This is a genomic window from Micromonospora sp. WMMD1219, from assembly GCF_049315215.1.
GTDB classification, from domain to species: domain Bacteria; phylum Actinomycetota; class Actinomycetes; order Mycobacteriales; family Micromonosporaceae; genus Micromonospora; species Micromonospora tulbaghiae.
The window spans coordinates 2,306,560-2,325,535 of record NZ_CP186057.1 but is presented as its reverse complement, the minus strand read 5'-3'; the positions used below and the strand labels follow the sequence as shown (position 1 = coordinate 2,325,535).

The 18,976-nt window shown below is 72.4% G+C and carries 17 protein-coding genes; 8 read left to right on the top strand and 9 right to left on the bottom strand.

Features of this window, described 5'->3' with window-relative positions:
* Window positions 1-28: 28 nt before the first annotated feature.
* The gene (locus tag ACN27C_RS11145; protein WP_422751099.1) at window positions 29-973 is read right to left on the bottom strand and encodes a Ppx/GppA phosphatase family protein; all 945 of its coding nucleotides are present in this window, start codon (window positions 971-973) and stop codon (window positions 29-31) included.
* 74 nt (window positions 974-1,047) lie between these two features.
* On the opposite strand from ACN27C_RS11145, the gene ACN27C_RS11140 reads away from it, so the two are divergent.
* Window positions 1,048-1,854 carry a hypothetical protein gene (locus ACN27C_RS11140; protein WP_121684348.1) on the top strand — a complete coding sequence of 269 codons (807 nt, stop codon included), beginning with the start codon at window positions 1,048-1,050 and terminating at the stop codon, window positions 1,852-1,854.
* Between the two features lie 45 nt (window positions 1,855-1,899).
* Here ACN27C_RS11140 and ACN27C_RS11135 read toward each other — a convergent pair whose 3' ends face one another.
* The 3 genes from ACN27C_RS11135 to ACN27C_RS11125 form a co-directional block, all read right to left on the bottom strand.
* Window positions 1,900-2,475, bottom strand: coding sequence for a hypothetical protein (locus tag ACN27C_RS11135; RefSeq protein ID WP_422751098.1), 576 nt, complete (start codon window positions 2,473-2,475; stop codon window positions 1,900-1,902).
* Window positions 2,476-3,566: 1,091 nt separating this feature from the next.
* Window positions 3,567-4,250: a response regulator transcription factor gene (locus ACN27C_RS11130; protein WP_030272198.1), complete on the bottom strand. Its 684-nt coding sequence runs from the start codon at window positions 4,248-4,250 to the stop codon at window positions 3,567-3,569.
* 21 nt (window positions 4,251-4,271) lie between these two features.
* Window positions 4,272-5,564: a sensor histidine kinase gene (locus ACN27C_RS11125; protein ID WP_393156486.1), complete on the bottom strand. Its 1,293-nt coding sequence runs from the start codon at window positions 5,562-5,564 to the stop codon at window positions 4,272-4,274.
* Between the two features lie 202 nt (window positions 5,565-5,766).
* On the opposite strand from ACN27C_RS11125, the gene phoU reads away from it, so the two are divergent.
* On the top strand, window positions 5,767-6,411 hold the full coding sequence (phoU, locus tag ACN27C_RS11120) for a phosphate signaling complex protein PhoU (protein ID WP_120572951.1): 645 nt from the start codon (window positions 5,767-5,769) through the stop codon (window positions 6,409-6,411).
* Between the two features lie 46 nt (window positions 6,412-6,457).
* Here the strand turns inward: phoU and ACN27C_RS11115 are convergent, their stop codons facing one another.
* Window positions 6,458-7,225: a phosphoglyceromutase gene (locus tag ACN27C_RS11115; protein ID WP_120572950.1), complete on the bottom strand. Its 768-nt coding sequence runs from the start codon at window positions 7,223-7,225 to the stop codon at window positions 6,458-6,460.
* Between the two features lie 151 nt (window positions 7,226-7,376).
* Between ACN27C_RS11115 and ACN27C_RS11110 the strand changes: the two genes are divergently transcribed.
* Both ACN27C_RS11110 and ACN27C_RS11105 read left to right on the top strand, forming a co-directional pair.
* Window positions 7,377-8,702 (top strand): MDR family MFS transporter, encoded by a 1,326-nt coding sequence (locus tag ACN27C_RS11110; RefSeq protein WP_357896398.1) that lies wholly within the window; start codon window positions 7,377-7,379, stop codon window positions 8,700-8,702.
* An 80-nt stretch (window positions 8,703-8,782) separates the two neighbouring features.
* Window positions 8,783-10,039, top strand: coding sequence for an MFS transporter (locus ACN27C_RS11105; RefSeq protein WP_422751097.1), 1,257 nt, complete (start codon window positions 8,783-8,785; stop codon window positions 10,037-10,039).
* A 377-nt stretch (window positions 10,040-10,416) separates the two neighbouring features.
* On the opposite strand, the gene ACN27C_RS11100 is transcribed toward ACN27C_RS11105, so the two are convergent.
* The 3 genes from ACN27C_RS11100 to mshA all read right to left on the bottom strand — a co-directional run bounded on the left by ACN27C_RS11100 (window position 10,417) and on the right by mshA (window position 13,472).
* Window positions 10,417-11,238, bottom strand: a complete 822-nt coding sequence (locus ACN27C_RS11100; protein ID WP_422751613.1) for a hypothetical protein — start codon at window positions 11,236-11,238, stop codon at window positions 10,417-10,419.
* 287 nt (window positions 11,239-11,525) lie between these two features.
* The gene (locus ACN27C_RS11095; RefSeq protein WP_013288782.1) at window positions 11,526-12,059 is read right to left on the bottom strand and encodes a YbjN domain-containing protein; all 534 of its coding nucleotides are present in this window, start codon (window positions 12,057-12,059) and stop codon (window positions 11,526-11,528) included.
* 51 nt (window positions 12,060-12,110) lie between these two features.
* Window positions 12,111-13,472 carry a D-inositol-3-phosphate glycosyltransferase gene (gene mshA / locus ACN27C_RS11090; protein WP_358174262.1) on the bottom strand — a complete coding sequence of 454 codons (1,362 nt, stop codon included), beginning with the start codon at window positions 13,470-13,472 and terminating at the stop codon, window positions 12,111-12,113.
* Window positions 13,473-13,643: 171 nt separating this feature from the next.
* Here mshA and ACN27C_RS11085 point away from each other — a divergent pair, with 171 nt between their 5' ends.
* Both ACN27C_RS11085 and ACN27C_RS11080 read left to right on the top strand, forming a co-directional pair.
* On the top strand, window positions 13,644-14,408 hold the full coding sequence (locus ACN27C_RS11085) for an SDR family NAD(P)-dependent oxidoreductase (RefSeq protein ID WP_120572946.1): 765 nt from the start codon (window positions 13,644-13,646) through the stop codon (window positions 14,406-14,408).
* The gene (locus tag ACN27C_RS11080) at window positions 14,408-15,190 is read left to right on the top strand and encodes a class I SAM-dependent methyltransferase (protein ID WP_422751096.1); all 783 of its coding nucleotides are present in this window, start codon (window positions 14,408-14,410) and stop codon (window positions 15,188-15,190) included. Before ACN27C_RS11085 ends, ACN27C_RS11080 begins: the two co-directional genes overlap by 1 nt.
* Before the next feature lie 369 nt (window positions 15,191-15,559).
* On the opposite strand, the gene ACN27C_RS11075 is transcribed toward ACN27C_RS11080, so the two are convergent.
* Complete coding sequence (locus ACN27C_RS11075) at window positions 15,560-16,651, bottom strand: UDP-N-acetylmuramate dehydrogenase (RefSeq protein ID WP_120572944.1); 1,092 nt, start codon at window positions 16,649-16,651, stop codon at window positions 15,560-15,562.
* A gap of 70 nt (window positions 16,652-16,721) precedes the next feature.
* On the opposite strand from ACN27C_RS11075, the gene ACN27C_RS11070 reads away from it, so the two are divergent.
* Window positions 16,722-17,477: a maleylpyruvate isomerase family mycothiol-dependent enzyme gene (locus ACN27C_RS11070; RefSeq protein WP_120572943.1), complete on the top strand. Its 756-nt coding sequence runs from the start codon at window positions 16,722-16,724 to the stop codon at window positions 17,475-17,477.
* Window positions 17,478-17,654: 177 nt separating this feature from the next.
* A complete protein-coding gene (locus tag ACN27C_RS11065) occupies window positions 17,655-18,962 on the top strand; it encodes an ABC transporter substrate-binding protein (RefSeq protein WP_121683308.1) in 1,308 nt (435 codons plus the stop codon).
* The last annotated feature ends 14 nt before the right edge of the window (window positions 18,963-18,976 follow it).

Genomic DNA, 18,976 nt, shown 5'->3' with positions numbered 1-18,976 from the left:
CGCAAAGCAACCCAGAGCGCTCGTACGGTCACATCGGCGCGAGCTGATCCAGCCGGCGCAGGATGACACCCTCCCGCAACGCCCACGGGCAGATGTCCACGCAGTCCACGTCGAGGCGCCGCATCACCGCCTCGGCCACCACCGCACCCGCGAGGAGCTGGTGCGCCCGCTGCGCGCTGACCCCCTCCAGCTCGGGCAACTGGGCCGGCGGGATGTGCCTGATGAACCCGAGCACCTGCCGCAGCCCGGTACGGGTCAGGCTGCGGCGCGCCCACAGCCCCGCCCCGGAGGGCGCGGCGCCGGCCAGCCGGGCCAGCATGCGGAACGTCTTCGAGGTGGCGACCGGACGCTCCCAGCCCACCGCGCTCAACTGCTCCACCACCGGGTCGAGCTGCGCGTCCACGTACGCCCGCAGTTCCTCCACGGCCTCGGCCGACGGCGGCGCCGTGCCGGCCGGATCCACCGCGAGCCGCTCCCGGCTGAGCCGCCCCGCGCCGAGCGGCAGCGAGATCGCCACGTCCGGGTGCTCGTCGATCCCCGCGGCCAGCTCCAGCGAGCCGCCGCCGATGTCCATCGCCAGCAGCCGGCCCGCGGACCAGCCGAACCACCGCCGCACCGCCAGGAACGTCATCCGCGCCTCGTCCGCGCCGGAGAGCACCTCCAGGCGTACGCCCGTCTCGTCGCGGACGCGGGCCAGCACGTCGGCGGCGTTCGTGGCGTCGCGGACCGCGCTCGTGGCGAACGCCAGCAGATCCTCGGCGCCCAGCCCGTCGGCCGCCGCCCGCGCCATGCCGACCGCCTTGACCAGGCCGTCCGCGCCGCCCTCGGTGAGCGCGCCGTCCGGCCCGATCTGCTCGGCCAGCCGCAGCACCACCTTCTCCGAGTGCGCCGGCCAGGGATGCGCGCCGTGGTGGGCGTCGACCACCAGCAGGTGCACCGTGTTGGAACCGACGTCGAGGACACCCAGTCGCATGGGAGAGACCCTAGGGCCAACACGTTTCGTCGGCTCGGCGGCCGGGCGGGGTCACCGCGCGTACGCTGGTCCGAGTGACAGGGCAGATCGAGCTTCACGTGCTGGTGGACGACCCCGAGGACCCGCGCAGCCGCGAGGTCGGGCTGGACTTCCCACGGGAGTGGATCGAGTTCGTCGACCCGGCCGACGCGAAGCACGTCGTCCGCGCCGACCTGACCTGGCTGCTGTCCCGCTGGACGTGCATCTTCGGCCAGGGCTGCCACGGCATCATCGCCGGGCGCGCCGCCGACGGGTGCTGCTCGCACGGCGCGTTCTTCACCGACTCCGACGACGAGAAGCGCGTCCGGGCGGCGGTGAAGCGGCTGACGCCGGAGACGTGGCAGCACTTCCGGCGCGGGTTCAAGAACTGGACCGAGAACGACACAGTCGACGGCAAGACCCCGGCCCGGCGTACCGCCACCCGCGACGTCGACGCCCCGTGCGTGTTCCTCAACGACGCCGACTTCCCCGGCGGGGGCGGCTGCGCGCTGCACGCCCAGGCTCTGCGCGACGGGGTGCACCCGCTGGAATACAAGCCGGACGTCTGCTGGCAGCTGCCGGTACGCCGCGACCAGGAATGGCACAAGCGGCCGGACAACACCAAGGTGCTGATCTCCACGCTGGCCGAGTTCGACAGGCGCGGCTGGGGTGCCGGCGGGCACGACCTCGACTGGTGGTGCACGTCCTCCACCGACGCGCACGTCGGCGCCGAGCCGATGTACGTCTCGTACGGGCCGGAGCTGACCGCGCTGATCGGCGCGCCCGCGTACGCGAAGCTGGCCGAACTCTGCGCCGCCCGGCAGCGCCAGGGTCAGGTCGCCCCGCACCCCGCAAGCGAGTGAAGGCCGGCACCCCGTTGGTTCGGGGTGCCGGCCTTCTCGTGTGTCTTACTTGTTCCAGTGCTCGGCGACCAGGTCGGCGGCCTGCTGCTCCCACTGGGCGTAGTGGTCGGGGTAGGCGGACACCTGGACGGTCTGGGCGGCCTTGGTCAGGGGCATGTCCTGCCAGCCGTCGACCTGCTTCAGACCCTTCAGGAACGCCGTGGTGGAGTATTCGGGGTCGGTGATCTGCTCGACCGTGCCCCAGCCGGAGGACGGGCGCTGCTGGAACAGGCCCTGCGAGTCGTGGTCGTTACGGTCACCGAGGTGGCCGAGGTTCTCCAGCTTCGACTCCTGCAACGCGGTGGCGATGGAGACGACGGCGGCGCGCTCGTCCATGCCGGCCTTCTTCGTCGCGGCGATGATCGCCTTCACGTTCTTGGTCTGCTCGTCGTTCAGGTCGATACGGGACTGGGCGCCCTGCACGCCGTGCGGGATCAGCTTGTCACCCTGCACGCTCACGCTCACCGGCTTCGCCGCGTGGGTGGTGTCCGCCGCGTGGGCGGCCACCGGGCCGGCGAAGACGCCACCGGTGAAGGCCAGACCAGCAATACCCAGGATGCTCTTCCGCAGGATCGTGTTCATGAGGGGGCTCCATTCGGGGGATCGACGCCCACACCGACGGGGGCCGGCGCGGGTGCGAGCACCGTCAGGCACTCAAGAAAGTCTTCAAGGGGGATTCGGCTGCTCACGGGGCACCGGGGGGTGCCTCTGCGCGGCGCCGGAACCATGTCCAACGACCCGCCACCCGCCGTCATTCCCGAGGCGGTGCACGCCACCGGAGGGCGGGGGTTCACGTCGTCGGAACCGTGTTCAACGACCAGCCCGCCAGGATCATTCCCCGCGGCTCACGTCGCCAGAACCGAACTCAACGACCGACAGCCCAAGACTGTTCCCGCAGCCAGCGGCCCCTTCTCGGGGCGCGGCTGGTACTCGGTCGCTCACCGGGTTACAACGCCACCCACCCGCCAGCCATTCCACCCCCAGAGTGCCGCCCACCACCCCCGAACCGGACACCCCCGCCCACACAGCCCGCCAACGATCGATGTCCCCGACCTCGGGGCACCCCTCAAACCGGACAGCCTCACCCACACGGGCCACCCACTCCCGCACGGTCGATCATGAGGTAAGCGGGGACAAAACGGACACCCGACGCCGCTAACCTCATGATCGACGCAGCCGGGCGGGCCGAGCGGGGCGGGAGCAGCGGGGCGCCGCGCGACCGCTCCGCGATCTTGCAGTTCGAGCCTCCCGGATGTGCCATTCGCGCGTTTTGCAGGGCACCGAAGTGCAAGATCGGCGAGGAGGGAGGGGATGGTGGCCGCTCCTGCCCGACGGGCGGCGGCGGGATCTGCCCACCTCCCGCTGCGGTGATCAAGGAGTTTGCGGCCAGTAGGAGGCGCAAGGAGTCCGCTAACTCCTTGATCAACCGAGTGGGACGGGGCCTGGAGGGGCGCAGCCGAGAGGACTCGTCGAGGGGACGGGCCGGGACGGTGGGTCGGGTGGCCGGAGGGATGGGCGGCCGGGGCGGGCCGAGATCCGAGGTCCGTCGCGGCGATCTTGGAGTTGTGGCAGCTTGCGAAAGTACCCAAGTCGGGCATGTCGTGGCGCCACAACTCCAAGATCGACGCGGGCGGGGCGGCGGGCGGGGCGGCCGAGAGCGGCGCGGAGGGGGATCAGGGCTCGAACTTGTAGCCCAGGCCTCGGACCGTGACGATGTAGCGCGGTGCGGACGGCTCCGGCTCGATCTTGGAGCGCAGCCGCTTCACGTGCACGTCCAGCGTCTTCGTGTCGCCCACGTAGTCGGCGCCCCAGACCCGGTCGATCAACTGGCCCCGGGTGAGCACCCGCCCGGCGTTGCGCAGCAGCAGCTCCAGCAGCTCGAACTCCTTGAGCGGGAGCTGCACGCCGGCGCCGCCGACGGTCACCACGTGCCGTTCGATGTCCATCCGGACCGGGCCGGCGGCGAGCGTCGGCGCGCCCGTCTCGTTCGACTCCGCGCTCTGCCGCCGCAGCACCGCCCGGATGCGGGCGACCAGTTCACGCGGCGAGTACGGCTTGGTCACGTAGTCGTCGGCGCCGATCTCCAGGCCGACCACCTTGTCGATCTCGCTGTCCCGCGCGGTGACCATGATGATCGGCACGTGCGAGCGCTGGCGGAGCTGCCGGCAGACCTCGGTGCCGGACATCTCCGGCAGCATCAGGTCGAGCAGCACGATGTCGGCGCCGGTCCGGTCGAACTCGGTGAGGGCGGCGGGGCCCGTCGCGGCGACGGAGACCTCGAAACCCTCCTTGCGGAGCATGTAGGACAGGGCGTCGGAGAACGACTCCTCGTCCTCGACCACCAGTACGCGGCTCAACGGGTGTTTCCTTTCCTGTGGTCAGGCCTGCCGGAGCTCGGCCGGGCCGGCCTCGATCCCAGCGGAGGCGAGTGTCGCCTCCAGGTCGTCCGGGGGGCGTGCGGGCAGCCGGAGGGTGAACGTCGATCCCCCACCAAGGGTGCTCGACACCTCCACCCGGCCGCCATGGTTGCTGGCGATGTGCTTGACGATGGCCAGGCCCAGGCCGGTGCCGCCGGTCGCCCGGGAGCGGGCCTGATCGGCCCGGTAGAACCGCTCGAAGATCCGGTCGACCTCGTTCGGGGCGATGCCGATGCCCTGGTCGGCCACGGCGATCTCGACGTGTTCCTCGGTGCCGGTGACAGTCACCCGGACCGTGGTGTCCTCGCCGGAGTAGGTGATCGCGTTCTCCACCAGGTTCGCCACCGCGGTGGCGAGTTGGCTGTCGCTGCCGTACACGGTGAGGCCCCGCTGCCCGCCGACGGCGATCTCCACCCGGCGGGCGGTGGCGGCGGTGCGGGTGCGGTCGACGACCTCGGCGAGCACCCAGTCGACCGAGACCGGCTCGGGGGCGGGCTGCGGTTCGGCGCCCTGGAGGCGGGTCAGTTCCAGCAGTTCCTGCACCAGGCGGCCGAGCCGGGTCGACTCGTGCTGGATCCGCTCGGCGAACCGCCGCGCGGCGACCAGGTCCTCGGACAGGTCGGGCGCGCCGCCGGCGGCCGGTTCGGTGGCGTCGACGAGCGCCTCGGCGAGCAGTTGCAGCGCGCCGATCGGCGTCTTCAGCTCGTGGCTGACGTTCGCGACGAAGTCCCGGCGTACCCGCGCGAGACGGTGCGACTCGGTGACGTCGACCGCCTCGATCGAGATGTAGCCGGAGCCCAGTCCCATCGCCCGCAGGTGCACGCCGAGCGGGTTGTCCCCGCCGCCGTCGCGGCCCCGGGGCAGGTCCAGCTCTATCTCGCGACGCACGCCCGTGCGGCGGACCTGCCCGGCGAGGGTACGGATCAACGGGTGCGCCGCGATCGAGCCGGGTGTCGCCCCGGTACGGAGCAGACCCATCGCCCGGGCGGCCGGGTTCACCAGCACCGGCACGTCGTCCGGGCCGAGCACCACCACGCCTGCGCGCAACGAGTCGATCGTCTTGCGGCCGAGCCCGGATAGGCCCCCCTGCTGGTCGTCCGGAATCGTCGTCCTCCCTGCGTCACGACGGAGGATCCCGCCGCCCCGCGACGCCCGGCGGCGCCGCCATTCGTCAACGGGCCCGGACAGCAGCGCCCCGGCGACCAGCCCGGTCACCAGCGCTCCGGCCACCACGACCGCCACCGCCCATTCCACCCGGCGATCGTAGGGTCATTGTTAACCCGGGGATCGGGCACAAAGGGACGAACCACTCTCGCTTTCGGCAAAGTTCACCTGCGGGCCCCGCGTCGTTCATCCACGTTCACCCTGGTGCCGACCGTCCGGCCTAGCGTGGGGCGCGCACCTGCTCCTGCCGTACCCCGTCGGGGTGGCGGCCACCGACCCCCAGGAAGTGACGATGCGCGACGAGTTCCGGGCCGACCTGCAGATTGTCAGCCAGTTGCTGGTGGACATGGCCGAGGCGGTACGCGCGGCCATGCGGCAGGCCACCAAGGCGCTGCTCACCGCCGACCGGACGGCCGCCGAGACGGTGATCGCGCGGGACGCCGAGATCGACGACCTCTACCGGCACGTGGAGGAGCGGGTCTGTGACCTGCTGGCCCGGCAGGCGCCGGTGGCCTCCGACCTGCGGGCGATGATCACCGCGTTGCACGTGGCAGCCGATCTGGAGCGGATGGGCGACCTGGCCGACCACGTGGCGAAGACGGCCCTGCGCCGGCACCCGTCCCCGGCGGTGCCGGCGGAGCTGCGGCCGGTCTTCACCGACATGGCCGGGATCGCCGACCGGATGGCCGAGAAGATCGGCTCGGTGCTGGCCGAGCCGGACGCCGCCGTGGCCGCCGAGCTGGACGGCGACGACGACGCGATGGACGACCTGCACAAGAGCCTGTTCGGCGTGCTGCTCGGCGACGACTGGCCGTACGGGGTGGAGACGGCGATCGACGCGACGCTGCTGGGCCGCTTCTACGAGCGTTTCGCCGACCACGCGGTGAACGCGGGTGAGCACGTGGTCTACCTGATCACCGGTTCGACGTCCGGCTGAGGACCGTGGGCGGGGCCGCCTCGGGGGAGGCCCCGCCCACGCCGTCTCAGCGGCCCTGGTTGGCGACCGCGGCGGCGGCGGCCTTCGCCGCCTCCGGGTCCAGGTACGTCCCGCCGAGCACGTGCGGACGCAGGTCGGCGTCCAGGTCGTAGCGCAGCGGGATGCCGGTGGGGATGTTCAGCTTGGCGATCGCGTCGTCGGAGATCTGGTCGAGGTGCTTGACCAGGGCGCGCAGCGAGTTGCCGTGCGCGGCCACGAGCACCGTCCGGCCGGCCAGGATGTCCGGCACGATCGAGTCGTACCAGTAGGGCAGCATCCGTTCGACGACGTCCTTCAGGCACTCGGTGCGCGGCATCAGCTCGGTCGGCAGCAGCGCGTACCGGGGGTCGCCGACCTGCGACCACTCGTCCGCGTCGTCGATCGGAGGCGGCGGCGTGTCGTACGAGCGACGCCAGAGCATGAACTGCTCCTCGCCGTACTCGTCGAGGGTCTGCTTCTTGTCCTTGCCCTGCAGGGCGCCGTAGTGGCGCTCGTTGAGCCGCCACGACCGGCGCACCGCGATCCAGTGCCGGTCGGCGGCGTTCAGCGCCAGCTCGGCGGTGCGGATGGCCCGGCGCATCAGGCTCGTGTGCACCACGTCCGGCAGCAGGTCGTGCTCGCGCAGCAGTTCGCCGCCGCGCCGCGCCTCGGTCTCCCCCTTGGCGGTCAGGTCGACGTCGACCCAGCCGGTGAAGAGGTTCTTGGCGTTCCAGTCGCTCTCGCCGTGCCGCAGCAGGACCAGCGTCCCGACGGTGGGCCCCTCGCTCGCAGTCATGCCGATCATCCTGCCGTACCGGCCGGGCGGACACGCGGCGACCTGTGGTGACGACCACCACGTGGAAATCCTGATGACCACGGCTCCGGCCCGGCACTAGGTTGTAAGGCGTTCTGATCAGGTCGGTCATTACCATGCGGGGGGCGTCGGGATGCGGACGGTACGGGGCTGGTTCCAGGACACGGCGGGTGGCCTGCCACGGACGTTCTGGTACCTCTGGGCCGGCACGCTGATCAACCGGCTCGGCTCGTTCGTCCTGATCTTCCTGGCCATCTACCTGACCCAGGAACGCGGCTTCTCCGCCTCCCAGGCCGGTCTGGTGATCGGCCTCTGGGGCGCCGGCGGCGCGGTCGGCACCACCATCGGCGGCACCCTGACCGACCGCTGGGGACGGCGGCCCACGCTGCTCACCGCGCACGTCGGCGCGGCGGGCATGATGATCGCGCTGGGCCTCGCCCGTCCGCTGTGGGCGGTGGCGGTGGGCGCGCTGCTGCTCGGCGCGTTCGCCGAGGCGGCCCGCCCGGCCTTCGGCGCGATGATGGTCGACGTGGTGCCGGACAAGGACCGGCTGCGCGCCTTCTCGTTGAACTACTGGGCCATCAACCTCGGGTTCGCCTGCGCCGCCGTGCTCGCCGGCTTCGCCGCCCAGGGCAGCTACCTGCTGCTGTTCCTGGTGAACGCGACCACCACGCTGGTGACCGCACTGATCATCTTCGCCAAGGTCGGCGAGACCCGCGGCCCGGTCACCGCGCTCCCGGTCAAGGGGATGCCGGCGCCGGCCGGCGCGCTGCGCACCATCCTCGCCGACCGCGTGTTCCTCGGTTTCGTCGCGCTCAACCTGCTCGCCGCGCTGGTGTTCCTCCAGCACATCTCGATGCTGCCGATCGCCATGGGCGACTCCGGGCTCAGCCCGGCCACCTACGGCTCGGTGATCGCACTGAACGGCGTGCTCATCGTGTTCGGCCAGCTCTTCGTACCCCGGCTCATCAAGGGCCGCAGCCGCTCGCACGTGCTGGCGCTCGCGTCGCTGGTGATGGGCGCCGGGTTCGGGCTCACCGCGCTCGCCGACACGGTCTGGCTCTACGGCCTGACCGTGCTGATCTGGACCCTCGGCGAGATGCTCAACTCCCCGTCCAACGCAACCCTGATCGCGGAGCTGTCGCCGGCCGCGCTGCGCGGCCGCTACCAGGGCGTCTTCTCGCTGTCCTGGCAGCTCGCCGGTGCCGCCGCGCCGATCCTCGGCGGCCTGGTCCGCGAGCACGCCGGCAACAGCGCGCTCTGGCTCGGCTGCGCGGGCATCGGCGTCGTGGCGGCGGTCGCCCACCTGATCTCCGGCCCGGCCCGGGAGCGCCGCGCGGTCGAGCTGCGCGCCGTGGGCACGCCCGTCACGCCGGTCACCGCCACCGCATCCCCGGCGCCCGAGGCGGGCGAGGCCGCGGCCACCGCACCCGCCGCCCCGGTCCGGTCCGGTTCCTGAGTACGCCCCGGCGCGACCGCACCGAGGCGGATGGATACGGTACGGAACGGAATCGGTAAGGAAACCTTCCTGGAGGACGTGTGCGCGGCCTGCGGCGCTGGTGGGACGACACGGCCGGCGGACTGCCAGCCACGTTCTGGTACCTCTGGTCCGGCCTGCTGATCAACCGGGCCGGCGCGTTCGCGCTGCTGTTCCTGTCGCTCTACCTGACCGCCGCGCGGGGCGCCCCGCCGTCGCTGGCCGGGCTGGTGGTCGGCGCGTACGGGATCGGCGGCGCGGCCGGGACGCTGCTCGGCGGTGTGCTGGCCGACCGGTGGGGCCGCCGGGCCACGCTGCTCGCCGCCCACGTCGCCGCCGCCGGGCTGATGGCGGCGCTGGCGTTCACCACGCACCTGGCGGTGATCGCCGTACTCGCCACGCTGGTCGGGGTGGCGCACTCGATGCCCAGCCCGGCGTTCGTGGCCGCCATCGTGGACGTGGTGCCCGAGGCGCGCCGCTCCCGCGCGTTCAACCTCCAGTTCTGGGCGTTCAACCTGGGCATGGCGGTGGCCTCGCTGCTGGCTGGCATCCTCGCCGAGGCGAGCTTCACGGCGCTGTTCCTGGTCGACGCCGGTGCCACGCTGGCGGCGGCGGTGGTGATCGCGCTGAAGGTGCCGGAGACGCTCACCCGGCGGCCGGCGCCCACGCCACGGGCGGTGGCGGGACGCCGTCCCGGTCTGCACACCGCGCTGACCGACCGCACCTTCCTGGTGTTCGTCGGGCTGACGTTCCTGCTGGCCGTGCTGACCATGCAGACGTCCACGATCATGCCGCTGGCGATGCGCGAGGACGGTCTGCGCCCGTCGGCGTACGGGCTGGTGGTGGCGCTCGGCGGGGCGCTGATCGTGGTCGGGCAACTGTTCGTGCCCCGGCTCATCGAGCCGTACCGGAAGTCGAGCGTGCTGGCCGTCTCCACCGGCCTGATGGCACTCGGGTTCGGCGCGCTCACGCTGGCCGACGGGCTGCCGCTCTACCTGGGCGCGGCGGTGGTCTGGACGGTCGGGCAGATGCTCGCCGCGCCGCCGAACGCGCAGATCAACGCGGACCTCGCGCCGCCCGAACTGCGCGCCCGCTACCAGTCGGTGTTCTACCTGACGTTCCCGGCCGCGTCGTTCGTGGCGCCGGCGCTCGGCGGGCTCAGCCTGGAACACCTGGGCGAACGGCACTGGCTGGTGGTGGGCGCGCTCGGACTGCTGGCCGCCGCCGGGCACCTGCTCGCCGGGCCGCGCCGGGAGCGGCGGGTGGCCGCGCTGCGGACCGCGGCGCAGCGGCCCGGGACCGTCGGGTCCACCCGCTGACGGGATCGGACAACGGCAGAGCGCCCACCCCGACCCCCGTCGAGATGGGCGCTCGTACCGTACGCCCGGCGGCGGCGGGCGACACTCACCCCCGTAAGCGTCGCCCGCTCGCGCCGCCGGTTCCACGGGCGGCACCGTCCCCCAACGGTGTGCTCCACCCGATCTTCGCATCTCGCCTGCGCGGATCTGATCGATCCACCGCTCCCCCGAACGGAAACAAGCGTGACGCGGTGCAATAAAGTTAGTTCGCCCGGATTCCGGATTCAACCCAGAACGCTGTCTTGCCCGTCACAGCACCCGCGTCGCAAACCCGGCTGTCCGTGCTGTCGTCCCTGGAATGGCAAACACGGGGTTCCCGTCGGCCATTCCCGCAAACCTCAGCCGTCCTCGCGATTCGGGTTCTCGGTCCGGAAGAAGTTGCTCTGCCGGCCGTCCCGCATCTGCTCCTGGTAGATCAGGTTCAGCCGTCGCAGGTCGAACGTGCGGAACCAGTCGTCCCAGGTGATCTCGCGAATCCGGCTGCTCTCCCGGTACCCGGGGATGTTGAACGTCAGCACCCCGGGCCGGCCCTCGCGCTCGGTGCCGGCGATGGTGGCGGGCTTCGCGCCCCGCGCCCGCGCCCAGCGCTGGATCACCTCGTGGTTACGGGTGACCAGGCTCCGGCCCGGACGCTCCGGCCGGTCCGCGAGCGACGTGATGAGCTGCGACGATCCGATCGACCGGCTGGACGCCGGCCCACGGGTCGGCGCCGTCTGCGCGCTCGGCGCCTTGGCCCGTGACTGCGCCGCCTTGGCCCGTGACGGAGCCGCCTTGGCCCGCGAGGGGGCGGCCTTCGCCCGTGACGGGGCTGCCTTGGCCCGCGACGGAGCGGCCTTCGCCCTCGACGGGGCCGCCTTCGCCCGAGCGGGCGCGGCCTTCGCGCGGGACGAGGCAGCCTTCGCGCGGGACGACGTCGCCTTCGCCCGCGACGAGGTCGCCTTGGCGCGCGACGGGGCCGCCTTGCGCGTACCCGTCGCCTTGGCCCTGGCACCGGTGGCGCGTGCGGCCGGCGCGGCCTTGGCCGGCGACGTGGCGCCCCGGCGGGCCGACGTGGTCCGCTTCGCCGCCGTGGTCTTCTTGGCGGCGGTGCTCTTGCGGGTCGCCGACGGCCGACCGGCCGGGCCGGTGCTCCGCCGGGCGGCGCCGCCCTCCCCGCGCATGCTTCGCGCCAGGGTCTTCACCAGTTCCGGCTTCCGCAGCGCGGAGATCCCCGAGACCCCGCGCCGCCGGAGCTGGCTGCGGATGTCGTCGACCTTCATCCGGGAGATCGCCGACTCCGACACCCCCGGGGTGTTCGGCGTCTGGTTGCCGGTTTGCCGCTTGGTCCGAGTCGCAGTCGTGCCGCGACCTGAGCTGTTGCGCTGAGCCATGGGAAACGCTCCTCGACAGTCCGTCCTCGGCCCGCGGTGGGTCCCAGTGCTCCGCACCGCGCGGGGCGGCATACCCGTCAGGAGGGCTCCGAACCTCCGGCGGACGATCCGGCAGTCGCGGACGGCTCGAAGAGGTGCGCGAACGCGGCCAGATTGGCTGTCGACTCACCGCGCTTGACCCGCCACTCCCACTCCCGGCGGATCGCGGTGCCGAACCCGATCTCCAGCATGCTGTCGAACGACTCGTCGGCGTACGTCAGCACGGAACCGAGCAGCCGGTCCAGCTCGTCGGCGTCGATCCCGGCCAGGTTGACCCGCCCGGTCAGGTAGACGTCGCCGACCGAGTCGATGGAGAACGAGACGCCGTACATGCGGGCGTTGCGCTGGAGCAACCACGCCCACAGCTCCTCGCGGCGCTCGTCGGGCTGGCGCATCACGAAAGCCTCGACCCGCAGCGCGTGCTCACCCACGATCAGGTTGCAGATCGTCTTGAGCTTGTGCGTGCCGGGCAGCGTCACCGCGTACGACGCCTCGCCGGTCGACTCCCACTCCAGCTCACGCTCCGCGCAGACGGACTCGATCAGCGCGGCGACCTCACTCCTGCGGCTCATCGCACCCACTCTACGACCGGCGTACCGGGGCCGCCCGGTGGCCGGTGGAGATCACCAGGAGCACAGCGCGGCCGGTTCGCCGAGCCGCCGCGCCAGCCGGGCCCGGTGCTCGGTGATCGCCTCCCCGTAGACCGCGAGCAGGCCGGAGGCGGTGCGGTGCCAGGAGAAGTCCCGGGCGTGCCGCTCGGCGCCCCGGCCCAGCGCGGCACGGCGTACCCGGTCGGGCAGCAGCCGGGCCATCGCGCGGGCCCAGTCGACCGGGTCGTGCCCGTCGATGAGCATGCCGCTGACGCCGTCGCGTACCGCGGTGACCAGGCCGCCCACGGCGGCGGCCAGCACCGGCGTGCCGCACGCCTGGGCCTCCAGCGCGACCAGCCCGAACGACTCGTTGTGCGACGGCACCGCGACCAGGTCGGCGGCGCGGTAGAGGGCGGGCAGGTCCGCGCCGGTCTGCGGCGGGAGGAAACGCACCCGGTCGGCGATGCCGAGCGCGTGCGCGAGTTCGATCAGCGCGGTGGGCCGGTCCAGGCCGGTGCCGCTCGGCCCGCCGCAGATCACCACGGTCAGCTCGTCGGCCAGCGCCGGATCCCGCTCACGCAGCGCGGCGGCGGCGCGGACCAGCACGTCCGGCGCCTTGAGCGGCTGGATCCGGCCGACGAACGCGACCACGTACCCGTCAGCCGGCAGGCCGAGCCGGCGGCGCGCGGCCCGGGTCGCCACGTCCCGGTCGCCCGCGGCGGGACGGAACCGGTCCAGGTCGACGCCGGGTTCCACGACCGCCACCCGGTCCGGGACGGCCGCGTACCGGTCGAGCAGGTCGCGGGCCTCGACCCGGGTGTTGGCGACCAGCCGGTCCGCCTCGGTGACCACCTGCTCCTCGCCGATCACGCGTGCCTTCGGCTCGGGCCGGTCCCCGGCGGCGAGGCGGGCGTTCTTGACCTTGGCGAGCGTGTGCGCGGTGTGCACCAGCGGTACGCCCCAGCGCTCCTTGGCCAGCCAGCCGACCTGGCCGGAGAGCCAGTAGTGCGAGTGGATCAGGTCGTAGTGGCCCGGCGGGCGGGCCGCCTCGGCCCGCAGCACCCCGGCGGTGAAGGCGCAGAGTTGACCCGGCAGTTCCTCCTTGGTCAGCCCTTCCAGCGGCCCCGCGGTGACGTGCCGGACGGACACCCCGGGCGCCACCTCGACCACCGGGGGCAGGTCACCGGCGGTGGCCCGGGTGAAGATCTCCACCTCGACGTCGGCCTCGGCCAGCCGCCGGGCCACCTCCAGGATGTAGACGTTCATGCCGCCCGCGTCACCCGTACCGGGCTGGTGCAGCGGGGACGTGTGCACCGACAGGGTGGCGATACGGCGGGGCCGCGGCCACGGAAGGGCACCTCGCTGACGACCGACACCGGTGTGCAAATCCGCCACGTCCGCTCCCTCTGTCACGGTTGATGCCGTCCCGCACGACCGGCGCTTCTCGGTCAACCCGTGTGCCGGATGTCATCTTCCCCATCGGGGTACGGAAATGCTTTGCGCCGGGTCCCGGGCGTGACGGACCTCATCCCGCCGCCCGGCCCGGCGACGGGAGACAATGACCGGATGACTTCAGTCGCCATCGTCACCGGGGCGTCCAGCGGGATCGGCGCGGCCACCGCCCGCCGGCTCGCCGCCGAGGGGTTCCACGTGCTGGCCGCCGCCCGGCGTACCGACCGGCTGGCCGCGCTGGTCGCCCAGATCGAGGCGGCCGGCGGCACCGCGACAGCGGTGGCCTGCGACGTGACCTCGGACGAGTCGGTGGCCGGCCTGGCCGCCGCCGCCGAGGCCGCACCCGGGCCGGTCACGCTGCTGGTGAACAACGCCGGCGGCGCCCGCGGCCTCGACCCGGTCGAGACGGCCGACGTGGGCGACTGGCAGTGGATGTACGACGTGAACGTGCTCGGCACGCTGCGCGTCACCAAGGCGCTGCTCCCGGCGCTGGAGCGCTCCGGCGCCGGCACGATCGTGATCGTCAGCTCCACCGCCGGGCACGTGGTCTACGAGGGCGGCGGCGGCTACACGGCCGCCAAGCACGCGCAGACCGCGGTCGCCGGCACGCTGCGGCTCGAACTGTGCGGCCGACCGGTGCGGGTGATCGAGATCGACCCCGGCATGGTGAAGACCGAGGAGTTCGGCCTGGTCCGCTTCGACGGTGACGCCGACCGGGCCGAGGCGGTCTACGCCGGAGTCGCCGAACCGCTCGTCGCCGACGACGTGGCCGACTGCGTCGCCTGGTGCGCGACCCGCCCGCACCACGTCAACGTCGACCGGCTCGTGGTCCGCCCGCTGGCCCAGGCCGCGCAGCACAAGGTGCACCGGACGTCCTAATGGAGCGTCCGCTCGGCGTGGCCACCCGGGGCACCACCAACCCCAACCGGCTCCGGCGGGTGGACAACTGGATCGTCGAGACCTGCGGCGACGCGCTGCGCGCCGCCGCCGACCCGCTCGTGGTCGACCTCGGCTACGGCGCCACCCCGGTCACCCCCGTCGAGCTGCGCGCCCGGCTGACCTCCGGGGTCCGCGCCGACGTGCGGGTGGTCGGCCTGGAGATCGATCCGGTACGCGTCGCCGCCGCCCTGCCCGCCGCCGACCCGCCCGGACTGACGTTCGCCCGGGGCGGCTTCGAGCTGGCCGGGCTGCGTCCCGCGCTGGTCCGGGCGTTCAACGTGCTTCGTCAGTACGACGAGAGCGAGGTGGCCGACGCCTGGGGTACCGTCACCGGGCGGCTCGCGCCGGGCGGGCTGCTGGTCGAGGGCACCTGCGACGAGCTGGGCCGGCTGGGCTCCTGGGTGCTGCTCGACGCCACCGGCCCGCGCACGCTCACCCTGTCGGCGAAGCTGGTCACGCTGGAGACCCCGGCGACGCTCGCCGAGCGGCTGCCGAAGGCGCTGATCCACCGCAACGTGCCGGGCGAACGCGTCCACGACCTGATCGACGCGCTGGAGCACGCGTGGCGCTCGGCCGCCGGTTACGCCCCGTTCGGCCCTCGGCAGCGCTGGCTGCGGACGGTCGGGGCGGTGAAGGAGTCAGGCTGGCCGATCCAGGACACCCCCCGCACATGGCGCCACGGCTACCTGACGCTCCCCTGGCCCGCCATAGCCCCCCGCTGACCCACCGCCCCGCCCGCCCCCGCGCCGCCCCGCCGCCTCGCCCGCCGATCTTGGAGTTATGGCGCCTCGGATGCCCGGTTAGCCCGACTTATCAGGCGCCACAACTCCAAGATCGCAGAGGTTCCAGGGCGGCGCGGGCGGGAGTTCCTCGTTCAGCTGTTGCTGCGTCGAGCGCCGCCCATGTCGCGAGACTGGCGTTCCGCGAGGTGGGATCGGCGAAACGGACGTCCCCGGGGATCTCGACGAGCACTTTCGTTGATCTTGCAGTTGCTGCCCCGGCAAAGCGTGTGAGTCGGACATTCCCGGGGCCGAAAGTGCAAGATCGGCGGGCGAGGGGTCCCGGGGGGCAAGGGGGGTGGGGTGCGGGGGTCAGATGGTGCAGTTGATGAGGACTGGCTCGGGGTGCAGGGTTACGCCGAAGCGGGACTGCACGCCGTCGCGGATCTCGCGGGCCAGCGCCACCAGCGCGGCCGCACTCGCCGTGCCGGAGCGGTTCGTCAGCGCCAGCGTGTGCTTGCTGGAGATGGCGACACCCTCCGGGCCCGCGTACCCCTTGCCGAACCCGGCCTTGTCGATCAGCCACGCCGCGCTGACCTTCACCGTGCCGTCGGCGCCCGGCCAGTTCGGCGGCTGTCCCAGGTCGGCGGCGCGTTCCCGCACCTGCTCGAACACGTCGCCCGGAAGCACCGGGTTGGTGAAGAACGAGCCCACCGACCAGGTGTCCGGGTCGGCCGCGTCCAGCACCATGCCCTTGCCGGCGCGCAGCTTGCGCACCGTGGCGCGGGCGTCGGCGAGCGGCACCCGGTCGCCCACCTCGACGCCGAGCGCCCGGGCCAGTTCGGCGTAGCGGACCGGGCCGGACAGCGGGGACCGGGTGAGCCGGAAGTCGACGGTGAGCACCACCCAGCGGTCGCTGTACTTGAAGATGCTGCCCCGGTAGACGAAGCCGCAGTCGGCCGCCGCGATCCGCACCACCCGGCGCTCCGTCCGGTCGTACGCCTCGACGGCGACGATCGTCTCGGACACCTCCTGGCCGTACGCGCCGACGTTCTGGATCGGGGTCGCGCCGGCCGACCCGGGGATGCCGGACAGGCACTCCAGCCCGGACCAGCCGCGCTCGACGGTGGCGGCGACGAGGTCGTCCCACGGCTCGCCGGCTTCGACACGTACCGTGACGGTGTCGCCGTCCTCGGCGACGACCTGGAACCCCCGGGAGCGGACGAGCACGACGGTGCCGGGGAAGCCCTGATCGCCGATCACGACGTTGCTGCCGCCCGCCAGCACCAGTACCGCCTGCTCCCGGGCCTCCGCTTCCTGCACTTTTAGTACGATCTGGGCGGCGTCCCCGGCGATCTCCAGCCGCCCGGCGGGGCCACCGAGCCGGAGCGTGGTGTAGCGCGCCAGGGTGGCCGGATCGGTCGGGTCACCGGCAGTAGCCGGTTCGGCGTAGACGTCTGACACGCCTTTCACCCTAGGCTGAGGGGTAGCCGGAGCACCCACTGGTGGCCCGGTCACCCCCGGGAGGATGGCGATGAGCAGACTGCACCACACGAAGGACTTCTGGATCGGCGCGCTGCGCACGGAGGGCCCGGCCTTCGCCGCGGCGGTGGCGGAGGCGCCACCCGAGACACCCGTGCTGTCCTGTCCCGGCTGGACGGTGACCGATCTCGCTCATCACCTGACCCGCACGTACGCCTGGGCGGGCACCGTGCTGACCGCCGGCGTGCCGACCCGCCCGGAGCGGCACGACCCGGAGCCGCCCGCGGGCCTGACCGCGGCGCAGTGGTACACGCAGGAGTACGAGCGGATCAGCGCGCTGCTGGAGTCGACGGACCCGGAGGCGCCGGCCTGGAACTTCGCGCCCCAGCCGAAGAAGGCGGCCTTCTGGCCGCGCCGGCTCGCGCACGAGACGGCCGTGCACCGCTGGGACGCCCAGCTCGCGATCGGTGCGGGTGATCCGATCGAGGCGAAGCTCGCGGCCGACGGGGTGAGCGAGGTGCTGGACACCTGGCTGCCGGCGGGACGGCGGGTGCATCCCGGGCAGTGGCGCGGCGTGGTGCAGCTGAACGCGACCGACGCGGCGCAGGAGTGGTACCTGCGGTTGCGGGGTGAGGGGGTCGCGCTGCTGGACACCGCCACGATCCTCGACCACGACGACCACCGCGCGCGGGCGCAGGTGGCGGGCACGGCGAGCGATCTGCTGCTGGCGCTGATGGGCCGGATCAGCTTCGACGCGCTGGACGTGGCGGGCGACCGTTCCCTGCTGGGCGGCCTGCGGGTCGGCTGACGGACGGCACCACGCGGAGAGGGGCGGCCACCGCCCCTCTCCTTCTTTTCGGACACCTCTGAGAGCGCTCTCTTGACAAGGTCCACGCCCCTCCCCCACGCTGTCGTGAGAGCGCTCTCTTAGTTCCGGAACCGCCTTCCACCACCCGTTTCGACGACCCCGAGAGGTCAGGACAGCATGCTCACCTTCACGCGCCGCCGCCTGGCGGCGGTTGCAGTGGTCGCCGCCACCGCGCTGCTCGGCACCACCGCCTGCGGCGGCGGCGACGATGCCGCCGCCGACGGGCCGATAACGCTCACCGTCGACGTCTTCGGCCAGTTCGGTTACGCCGATCTCTACCAGGAGTACATGGCCAGCCACCCCGGCGTGAAGATCGTCGAGCGCGGCACCGGCGGCAACCTCGACGAGTACTCCCCGAAGCTCACCCAGTGGCTCGCCGCGGGCAAGGGCGCCGGTGACGTGGTCGCCATCGAGGAGGGCCTGCTCGTCGAGTACAAGGCCAACCCGCAGAACTTCGTCAACCTGCTCGACCACGGCGCGGCCGACCTGAAGGGCAACTTCCTCGACTGGAAGTGGAACCAGGGGCTCACCGCCGACGGCAAGCAGCTCATCGGCCTCGGCACGGACGTGGGCGGCATGGCGATGTGCTACCGGACCGACCTGTTCGCCAAGGCCGGTCTGCCCACCGACCGGGAGGCCGTGTCCAAGCTCTGGCCCACCTGGCAGGACTACATCAAGGTCGGCGAGCAGTTCACCGCGAAGAAGACCGGCGCCTCGTTCCTGGACGCGGCGACGAACACCTTCAACACGATCCTGCTCCAGACCGCCGGCAACAGCAGCGGCTACAGCTACTACGACACCGGCAACAACCTGGTCGTGGGCAGCAACCCGGCGGTGAAGCAGGCGTACGACACCACGATGGACATCATCGACTCGGGGCTGTCCGGCAAGTACGGCTCCTGGTCCGAGGAGTGGGTGTCGGCGTTCAAGCAGTCGAAGTTCGCCACCATCGCCTGCCCGGCCTGGATGACCGGCGTGATCGAGGGCAACGCGGGCGCCGGCGCCAAGGGCAAGTGGGACATCGCCCAGATCCCCGGCAACGGCGGCAACTGGGGCGGCTCGTTCCTCGCCGTGCCGAAGCAGAGCAAGCACCAGGCCGAGGCGATCGAGCTGGCCAAGTTCCTGACCAGCGCCAAGGGTCAGATCGGCGCGTTCAAGGCGAAGGGCCCCCTGCCCTCTTCGCCGCAGGCGCTGGAGGACCCGGCGATCATCGACTCGAAGAACGCCTACTTCTCCGAGGCGCCGGTCGGGAAGATCTTCGCCGAGGGCGCCAAGAGCCTGAAGCCGGTCTACATGGGACCGAAGAACCAGGCCGTACGCACCGAGGTCGAGAACGCCGTCCGCTCGGTGGAGCTGGGCAAGCGCTCACCGGAGCAGGGCTGGACCGACGCGGTCGCCAACGCCGAGAAGGCCGCCGCCAAGTAACCCGAGCAGCGCGT

Coding starts and splice junctions, on each gene's coding strand:
- ACN27C_RS11145 (WP_422751099.1), bottom strand. CDS start 973: ATGCGACTGGGTGTCCTCGACGTCGGTTCCAACACGGTGCACCTGCTG.
- ACN27C_RS11135 (WP_422751098.1), bottom strand. CDS start 2,475: ATGAACACGATCCTGCGGAAGAGCATCCTGGGTATTGCTGGTCTGGCC.
- phoU (WP_120572951.1), top strand. CDS start 5,767: ATGCGCGACGAGTTCCGGGCCGACCTGCAGATTGTCAGCCAGTTGCTG.
- ACN27C_RS11115 (WP_120572950.1), bottom strand. CDS start 7,225: ATGACTGCGAGCGAGGGGCCCACCGTCGGGACGCTGGTCCTGCTGCGG.
- ACN27C_RS11110 (WP_357896398.1), top strand. CDS start 7,377: ATGCGGACGGTACGGGGCTGGTTCCAGGACACGGCGGGTGGCCTGCCA.
- ACN27C_RS11100 (WP_422751613.1), bottom strand. CDS start 11,238: ATGCGCGGGGAGGGCGGCGCCGCCCGGCGGAGCACCGGCCCGGCCGGT.
- ACN27C_RS11095 (WP_013288782.1), bottom strand. CDS start 12,059: ATGAGCCGCAGGAGTGAGGTCGCCGCGCTGATCGAGTCCGTCTGCGCG.
- ACN27C_RS11085 (WP_120572946.1), top strand. CDS start 13,644: ATGACTTCAGTCGCCATCGTCACCGGGGCGTCCAGCGGGATCGGCGCG.
- ACN27C_RS11080 (WP_422751096.1), top strand. CDS start 14,408: ATGGAGCGTCCGCTCGGCGTGGCCACCCGGGGCACCACCAACCCCAAC.
- ACN27C_RS11070 (WP_120572943.1), top strand. CDS start 16,722: ATGAGCAGACTGCACCACACGAAGGACTTCTGGATCGGCGCGCTGCGC.
- ACN27C_RS11065 (WP_121683308.1), top strand. CDS start 17,655: ATGCTCACCTTCACGCGCCGCCGCCTGGCGGCGGTTGCAGTGGTCGCC.